Annotated in this window: 8 protein-coding genes and 1 riboswitch; of the genes, 3 read left to right on the top strand and 5 right to left on the bottom strand. The window is 55.7% G+C overall.

Annotated elements, in window-relative coordinates; translation table 11 throughout:
- The first annotated feature begins 24 nt into the window (after positions 1 to 24).
- Together MK208_RS20925 and MK208_RS20930 are read left to right on the top strand one after the other, a co-directional pair.
- Positions 25 to 423: a transposase gene (locus MK208_RS20925; RefSeq protein WP_294119700.1), complete on the top strand. Its 399-nt coding sequence runs from the start codon at positions 25 to 27 to the stop codon at positions 421 to 423.
- Positions 424 to 545: 122 nt separating this feature from the next.
- Complete coding sequence (locus MK208_RS20930) at positions 546 to 1568, top strand: hybrid-cluster NAD(P)-dependent oxidoreductase (protein ID WP_294119693.1); 1023 nt, start codon at positions 546 to 548, stop codon at positions 1566 to 1568.
- Positions 1569 to 1603: 35 nt separating this feature from the next.
- On the opposite strand, the gene MK208_RS20935 is transcribed toward MK208_RS20930, so the two are convergent.
- Genes MK208_RS20935 through nrdH form a run of 5 tightly spaced genes read right to left on the bottom strand, consistent with a single transcriptional unit; the run spans position 1604 to position 5734 of the window.
- The gene (locus MK208_RS20935; protein ID WP_294119694.1) at positions 1604 to 1990 is read right to left on the bottom strand and encodes a nucleoside triphosphate pyrophosphohydrolase family protein; all 387 of its coding nucleotides are present in this window, start codon (positions 1988 to 1990) and stop codon (positions 1604 to 1606) included.
- Positions 1990 to 2961, bottom strand: a complete 972-nt coding sequence (gene nrdF / locus MK208_RS20940) for a class 1b ribonucleoside-diphosphate reductase subunit beta (protein ID WP_294119695.1) — start codon at positions 2959 to 2961, stop codon at positions 1990 to 1992. The genes MK208_RS20935 and nrdF overlap by 1 nt, the downstream gene beginning before the upstream one ends.
- 13 nt (positions 2962 to 2974) lie before the next feature.
- On the bottom strand, positions 2975 to 5098 hold the full coding sequence (gene nrdE / locus MK208_RS20945; RefSeq protein ID WP_294119696.1) for a class 1b ribonucleoside-diphosphate reductase subunit alpha: 2124 nt from the start codon (positions 5096 to 5098) through the stop codon (positions 2975 to 2977).
- Positions 5080 to 5508 (bottom strand): class Ib ribonucleoside-diphosphate reductase assembly flavoprotein NrdI, encoded by a 429-nt coding sequence (nrdI, locus tag MK208_RS20950; RefSeq protein WP_294119697.1) that lies wholly within the window; start codon positions 5506 to 5508, stop codon positions 5080 to 5082. The genes nrdE and nrdI overlap by 19 nt, the downstream gene beginning before the upstream one ends.
- A 1-nt stretch (position 5509) precedes the next feature.
- A complete protein-coding gene (nrdH, locus tag MK208_RS20955; protein WP_294119699.1) occupies positions 5510 to 5734 on the bottom strand; it encodes a glutaredoxin-like protein NrdH in 225 nt (74 codons plus the stop codon).
- A 78-nt stretch (positions 5735 to 5812) separates the two neighbouring features.
- A riboswitch (cobalamin riboswitch) is annotated at positions 5813 to 6005 on the bottom strand.
- 305 nt (positions 6006 to 6310) lie between these two features.
- On the opposite strand from nrdH, the gene MK208_RS20960 reads away from it, so the two are divergent.
- Positions 6311 to 6526, top strand: a complete 216-nt coding sequence (locus tag MK208_RS20960; protein WP_294119701.1) for an ATP-binding cassette domain-containing protein — start codon at positions 6311 to 6313, stop codon at positions 6524 to 6526.
- Positions 6527 to 6540: the final 14 nt, after the last annotated feature.

Genomic DNA, 6540 nt, shown 5'->3' on the forward strand with positions numbered 1-6540 from the left:
ACTCTCTCTTACTTTAGGCCCTCATTGGTTCCAAAAACTCTGACGACGGACAGTTTTGAACCTTACTTTCACAAATTCCACGGCAAACCTCGCGTCGTTGACAAGACGGTTCTGAGCGGGATTATCTGCATCAATCGCAACGGCTTAAGGTGGCGGGACGCACCTAAGGAGTATGGCCCGCACAAGACCCTCTACAACCGTTGGAAGCGGTGGAGTGACAAAGGGATACGCTCCTATATCCCAGATCGAAAGCAAAGCAAGAAGGTCGTGAAATACGACAAGCGCCACTACAAACGACGCAAGCGCATCGAGAAAATGTTCGGCAGGTTGAAGGACTGGCGCCGCGTCGCAACACGCGATGACAGATGCCCAGAAGTCTTCCTCTCAACCTTCGCGCTGGCAGCAGATGTCATCTACTGGTGATGAGTCCTGACACTAGGTGCGCGCTTGTCCCCTGATGTATTGGCCGCGGAGTGACTGCTATGAATGAACTCACCCCCGCAATTACCCTCACGATCCGGGATGATGGAGAGATGCTGGAATGAGTGGCGGTGGTGCCCGAAATGGCCGACACCGCCAGCTTCACCTTCCGCGCGCCTTCCGGTGCACTCTTTTCCTACGATCCGGGTCAATTCCTTACACTGGAAATCCCGACACCGGATCAGCCTGCCGGCGTGGTGCACCGCACCTATACGATCAGATCCGCGCCGTCACGGCCCAGATCCATCACCATTACCGCCAAGGCGCAGGCCGACAGCATTGGCACGCGCTGGATGCTGGACAACCTCAAGCCTGGCATGCGGCTACGGACGATTGGTCCGGCGGGGCTTTTCACCAACGCTCAAAGCACATCCGACAAATATCTGTTTCTGTCGGCAGGGTCGGACATCAACCCGATGATGTCGATGACCACTTGCATGTGCAACGAAGGGCGCGATTTGGACAGTGTTTTCATCAACTGCGCCAAACGTCCGTCTGAGATCATATTCCGTCAGCGATTGGAACAGATGGCAAGCCGTTCACCGGGGCTAGATCTAAAGTTTGTTGTGGAAGAACCCGATCCCTATCGTCCATGGACCGGTTATCAGGGCCTGTTCAATCAGCTGATGCTCGGTCTGATGGCGCCGGACTATCTGGAGCGGGAGGTGTATTGCTGCGGCCCTGAACCATTTATGACCGCTGTGCGAGAGGCCTTGGCTGGTCTCGGCTTTGACATGGATCGCTATCATCAGGAAAGCTTCGGCGCGCCTGTGGAAAGCGTCGCGGAACAACCCGCGCTGGAGGACGTTGTCCCCGATGATGACGCGGTGGCAGAAATCCACTTTGCCACATCAGCCGTTGCGACCAAAGTGGCGGAAACCGACACCGTGCTGATTGCTGCCCGCGCTGCAGGTTTAAACATCCCTTCAGGCTGTACCTTTGGGGTGTGCGGCACCTGCAAGGTCAACAAGACACCCGGAGCGGTGCACATGGTGCACAATGGCGGGATATCCGAGGATGATATTGAGGCTGGCAATATTCTCGCCTGCTGTTCAAACCCGATCGGCAAAGTCTCGGTCGACGTTTGAAAACAAGAAAGGGGCCGAAGCGACGGCCCCTGTTTTTATGTACGCGGCAGAAACTTCTGCAAATCTGGTGGTCGGAAATCCGGCCCCTTCAATACCTTGCCATCTTCTCGCAGCACTGGCCTTCCATCCGCGCCAAGTTTGGACATGTTGGAAGCATGCACCTCTTCCAAGGCGTCCTGATTTACGCCGTGCAGGCCAAATTCGAGGAAGGTGCCATCCAACACGTATTGGATGTCGCAAAGCGCATCGAGGGTTTCGACCATATCACCTGCTTCAACCGCCGCGCGCAGCTCAGCAACCTCTTCTTCGAGGATCGCCAGCCGCATTTGCGCCCGAGATTGCGGGATCGTTGGGGCGGCCTCAACCGGCACCCCGAACGCCTCATGCCATTCTCGCACAATAGTCAGCGTGTCTCGGGCCATCAAAAGTCCCAGTCTTCGTCTTCGGTCGCCACGGCCTTGCCAATCACATAGGACGAACCAGACCCAGAGAAGAAGTCGTGGTTCTCGCTGTCCGGGCTGAGCGCGGCAAGGATCGCGGGGTTCACCTCCGACACTTCTGGTGGGAAGAGTGCCTCAAAGCCGAGGTTTTGCAGGGCTTTGTTCGCGTTGTAGTGCAAGAAGACTTTCACATCCTCGGTCAGTCCGATGCCGTCATAAAGCTCTTCGGTATATTCGTTTTCGATGCCGTACAGCTCAAACATCAGGTTGAAGGCGTAGTCTTTCAACTCTTGCTGTTTGTCTTCAGACAGTTTCTCGTAGCCGCGCTGGAACTTATATCCAATATAGTAGCCATGCACCGCCTCATCCCGAATGATCAGACGGATCAGGTCCGCGGTGTTGGTTAGCTTTGCGCGGCTGGACCAGTACATCGGCAGATAAAATCCCGAATAGAACAGGAAGCTCTCCAGAAACACACTGGCGATCTTGCGTTTCAGCGGGTCATTGCCCGGCGCGTAGGTGTCCAAAATGGAGCGCGCCTTGGCTTGCAGGTGCGGGTTTTCTTCGGACCAGCGAAAGGCTTCGTCGATCTCTTTGGTCGAGCACAACGTCGAGAAAATCGACGAATAACTACGCGCATGGACGGCTTCCATAAAAGCGATGTTCGTCAGCACAGCCTCCTCGTGCGGCGTCACCGCGTCGGGCATCAGCGACGGTGCACCTACGGTGTTCTGGATCGTGTCGAGCAACGTCAAGCCGGTGAAGACGCGGATGGTCAATTGCTTCTCATGGTCCGTCAGGGTTGCCCAGCTTGGAATGTCGTTGGACAGCGGCACTTTCTCGGGCAGCCAGAAGTTGACCGTCAGTCGGTTCCAGACCTCAAGGTCTTTGTCGTCGTCCATTCGGTTCCAGTTGATCGCGCGGGTGATCTTGGTGTCTAGCATATCTTTCATGGTCTCTCTCCGATCACAGCGAGCAGGAAACGCAGCCCTGAACCTCTGTGCCCTCAAGGGCATCCTGGCGCAGGCGCACGTAGTAGATTGTTTTGATGCCTTTTTTCCACGCATAGATTTGCGCGCGGTTGATGTCGCGGGTGGTTGCCTCTGCTGGGAAGAACAGCGTCAGCGACAGGCCCTGATCCACATGTTCAGTGGCCGCCGCATAGGTGTCGATCAGCGCTTCCGGACCAATCTCATAGGCATCGCGGTAGTAGTCTAGGTTGTCGTTGTCCATATAGGCGGCCGGGTAGTAAACGCGGCCGATTTTGCCTTCTTTGCGGATTTCGACCTTGGACACGATTGGGTGGATCGAGGAGGTCGAGTTGTTGATGTAGGAGATCGAGCCGGTTGGCGGCACGGCCTGAAGGTTGCGGTTGAAGAGACCGTGTTTCATCACGTCCGCCTTCAGCGCTTCCCAATCGGCGCGGGTCGGCAGGTCAACGCCGTCAAACAGCGATTTGACGGTTTCACTTTCGGGTAACCAGTCGCGGGTGGTGTATTTGTCAAAGAAGGCACCGGAAGCATAATCGGACGCCTCAAAGCCTTTGAAGCTTGCGCCGCGCTCCTGGGCGAGGTCACAGGACGTGCGGATCGCGTGATAGGCCACGGCGGCAAAATAGACCGACGTGAACTCCACGCCCTCGGCGCTGCCATAGTGCACCCGCTCACGCGCGAGATAGCCGTGCAGGTTCATCTGCCCCAGGCCAATCGCATGGCTGTCATCATTGCCTTTGCGCACGGATGGCACAGAATCGATGGCCGACATTTCCGACACCGCGGTCAGCGCACGGATCGCAGCCCCAACGGTGCGGCCAAGGTCGTTGCCATCCATGGTTTTGGCGATGTTCAGAGAGCCAAGGTTACAGGAGATATCGCTGCCCATTTTGGCATAGCCAAGATCATCATTGAACTCAGACGCCTCATTCACCTGCAGGATTTCGGAACAGAGGTTGGACATGTTGATGCGGCCCGCAATCGGGTTCATCCGGTTCACGGTGTCCTCAAACATCACATAGGGGTAGCCGCTTTCAAACTGAATTTCGGCGATGGTCTGGAAGAACTCGCGCGCATTGACTTTGGATTTGCGAATGCGCTTGTCGTCGACCATTTCCTCATATTTTTCGGTGACCGAGATTTCCGAGAAGGGCACACCATAGACCTTCTCCACGTCATGCGGAGAGAACAGATACATGTCGGCGTTTTTCTTGGCCAACTCAAAGGTGATGTCCGGGATCACCACGCCAAGCGACAGGGTTTTGATGCGGATTTTCTCGTCCGCATTTTCACGCTTGGTGTCCAGAAACCGCATGATGTCAGGGTGATGCGCGTTCAGATATACCGCGCCGGCGCCCTGACGTGCGCCGAGCTGGTTGGCATAGGAGAAGCTGTCTTCGAGCAGCTTCATCACCGGGATCACACCAGAGGATTGGTTTTCGATGCCTTTGATCGGCGCGCCATGTTCGCGGATGTTGGTCAGCAAAAGCGCCACACCGCCGCCACGCTTAGACAGCTGCAGCGCGGAGTTGATGCCACGTCCGATGCTTTCCATGTTGTCTTCCAGACGCAGCAGGAAGCAGGAAATCAGCTCCCCACGCGAGGCTTTGCCGGCGTTGAGGAAGGTGGGTGTCGCGGGCTGGAAACGGCCTTCAAGGATTTCCTCCATAAAGGACATCGCGAGATCTTCATCACCGCGCGCCAGCGTCAGGGCAGTCATCACAACACGGTCTTCATAGCGCTCCAGGAACCGCTGCCCATCCCGAGTTTTGAGTGTGTAAGAGGTATAATACTTGAACGCGCCAAGGAAAGTGGGGAAGCGGAACTTCTTCGCATAAGCTTCATCCCAAATCTTGCGCATGAAGTTCTTGGAGTACTGATCCAGCACGGCCTCTTCATAGTAACCTTCGCTCACGAGGTAGCCGAGCTTTTCATCTAATGAGTGGAAAAACACCGTATTTTGGTTGACGTGCTGCAGGAAATACTGCCGCGCCGCCATGCGGTCCGCGTCAAAGCGGATTTTGCCATCCCCGTCATAAAGGTTCAGCATCGCGTTCAGCGCGTGATAATCCAAAGTGCTCAGCTCACTGTCGAGCATAGGTTGTCCCCCAATTTTTGCAGCCCGTCTGTCACGCGGGCGATATCCGTGTCAGTGCCTGCCAGCTCCAAGGTATAAAGCAGCGGCACGTTGCATTTTTCTGAGATGATGCGACCCGCAAGCGCGTAGGTCGCACCGAAGTTTCGATTGCCTGTACCGATCACGCCGCAAATGTGTCTGCGCCGCGCCGGGTCATTGAGAAACCGGATCACCTGTTTGGGCACCGCGCCTCGGCCTTGGCCATCCGCATAGGTCGGACACACCAAAACAAAAGGCGCATCCACCACCGGCAGCGGCGCATCCGGCTCAACCGCGATACGTGACGCAGCCAAACCGAGCCGCGTTACAAAGCGATGCGTGTTGCCAGAAGCGGATGAGAAATAGACAAGTGCCGGAGATCGGCCCGCCACTTTAGGAGGCCAAGCGGGCAATCCTGTCCGGACGGAACCCAGACCAATGCTCTCCGTTGGCTTCCACTACCGGTGCTTGGCGATAGCCCATCTCAGTCACGCGGGTCAGCGCGGTGGTGTCTTCGGTCAAATCCACCACGTCATAGCTGATGCCCTTTGCATCCAGCGCACGGGTGGTGGCAGTGCATTGTACGCAAGCGGGTTTGGAATAAACGATGATGCTCATCTGTCCTCTTTCTGTTGTCAAAGTCGAGGACGCAGTGCCGGGCCAGACCCATTGCACGCCCCCGAACCCTCCGTTCGTGGTCTTTTCCATGCGGACGGCAGGTCTCCTGACTCGCGGATCTCAGCTTGGCTGGCCTTCCCGAAAGCCAAGCTTTCAGTGGCGTGATCAACCTTGCTCACCGCTTACAGTTGCGGGGGCAGTGCCGGAATTTAACCGGCTTCCCTCTTAGCCTTCGATCAGAATCGAAGGAACCGAAGCAACACTATATAGAGTGCGAGATGGGGCCATCGTCAATATATAGATTTGTATTGACATGCTCTTTTTGCGAGCAGGTAATAAGAGGTGCTCCTTTGTACATTGCGCAGAGCACAGTTTTGGAGCGATAGCTCGACAGGAGGCACATCGGCATGAGGTTTCATCGGGCCTCTTTCCACCTCAAAAAGACACGCGTTCAGTCTATAAAGCGCCCTCGCGTCTTAAATCAAAACTCCTTTTCCCTTCGGACCAGCTCAAATCCGGCATGTCATAGAATGCGATAGCGAGGTTAGGCGCGTCAGATCCTAAAACAAGCACAAGCTGTTCAACGCACTATCCGTTGGCGAAAACCAACGTGTGAGCATTGCGCGCGTACTGGCGCAAAGCCCTCGGGTCTTTTTCTTGGATGAGTCAACCAGCCTTCTGGGTATCCGTCATCAGATTGCGATCAACGACTGGGTCAAACAACAAGAAGCCACAGTGACGCTTGCTCTATACTGTCCGTCGTCAAAGTTTTTGGAACCAAAAGCGGCGTGAACTAAGAGAGTGTT

This window comes from Shimia sp. (assembly GCF_022448905.1).
Taxonomy (GTDB): domain Bacteria; phylum Pseudomonadota; class Alphaproteobacteria; order Rhodobacterales; family Rhodobacteraceae; genus Shimia.